Source organism: Cupriavidus sp. 05T313 (assembly GCF_056396665.1).
The window spans coordinates 1-1,239 of the sequence record NZ_JBFTLX010000516.1; the positions used below are offsets into that span (position 1 = coordinate 1).

General features: G+C 66.1%; 2 protein-coding genes. One reads left to right on the plus strand and one right to left on the minus strand.

The genetic code is table 11. The features are described from left to right. The first annotated feature begins 238 nt into the window (after positions 1–238). Positions 239–676 (plus strand): carboxymuconolactone decarboxylase family protein, encoded by a 438-nt coding sequence (locus tag AC1DKD_RS41370; RefSeq protein WP_441634074.1) that lies wholly within the window; start codon positions 239–241, stop codon positions 674–676. Positions 677–760: 84 nt separating this feature from the next. Here AC1DKD_RS41370 and AC1DKD_RS41375 read toward each other — a convergent pair. Beyond that, positions 761–1,239, minus strand: a 479-nt coding sequence (locus AC1DKD_RS41375) for a cupin domain-containing protein (protein ID WP_477144760.1), incomplete at its 5' end; no start/stop codon positions are given.

Consider the following 1,239-nt stretch of genomic DNA (forward strand, 5'->3'; position numbering starts at 1 on the left):
GGACAGGACGGGGCGGCCACCATGGTGGGGATTCCCGTGAAGAGCGTGATGCGCAAGGCCAGGCCTGCCCGGGCAGCGCCAGGCGATGCAGGTGAGCAGTAAGTAGCCGGGACCCCGAAGCGGAGGCCTGCACTGGTTACCCGAAATGGCGCCGTAGTGGCTATTGTCTGCGCCCGCTGGCGGCTCTAGTCTGCCGTATGCGGCCAGCCGTCCGGCAGGGCCGGCAGGGGAGATCGGGATGACATTGCGGCTCGACAGCCACCGGGCCAACCGGCTCAGCACCGAACTATTGATTCGCCTGGACAGGCGCAACCAGCGCTACCGGCTTGAGCATTCGCTGGTGGATCTGGTGCGCCTGCGTGTGTCGCAGGTCAACGGCTGTCCATATTGCATCGACCTGCATTCGGCGCGGGCGCGCAAGGACGGCGAAATGGCGGCGCGGATCGATATGCTGGAAGTCTGGCGTGAGACGCCGCTGTACACCGACCGTGAGCGGGCGGCGCTGGCGTGGGCCGAGGCGGTGACGGACATCGCCGGCACGCATGTGCCGGATGCCGTCTGGGAGGCGGTACGGCCGTATTTTTCGGAGCGGGAGATCGTGGACCTGACCTTGCTGGTCACGGCGGTCAATAGTCTTAACCGCTTCGGCATCGCGTTTCGCCGGTCTCCCGTCTAGGAGCCGGGAGCCGGGACACTGCCATGCGCGGGGTCTGGAACGGGCATGCCGGCAGGCCCACGCCCGCAGGTCCTGGCCGCCAGCTTATCGGGGCAGCGGCTGCTTGATTGGATCGCCTTCGGCGGCGATGCCAAACACCAGTAGTCTGGCCGGCTTGGTCTTGCTGGCGTTGCGGGTGACGAGATGCCGCGCGCCGGGCGCTTCGTACCAGCTCTGGCCCTTGCCATAGGTCCTTTCGGGCTCGCCGCCGAGTTGCGATACCACGGTACCTTCCAGTACATAGGCAAAGATCGATCCGGGGTGGACATGGGGCTCGGACTCCTGGCCGGGTGCGAATGTCACTGTTGCCAGCAGGACGTTCTTGCCCGCGGCCTCAGGGATCGGCTGTTTCATCAGCGGCTGCACGCTTTCCTCTGACTTACCGGGTTGTCCGTCAGGCGTATGGGCAAGGGCACTGCCCGCGCCCGGCAACGCCAGCACGGCCGACACTACTGTCGCAATCGCCAGGCGGGACACGGCCCGTCCAATCTGCAATCGGCTCATCGTCATTGTCTCCCCTGGCT

Coding starts and splice junctions, on each gene's coding strand:
- AC1DKD_RS41370 (WP_441634074.1), top strand. CDS start 239: ATGACATTGCGGCTCGACAGCCACCGGGCCAACCGGCTCAGCACCGAA.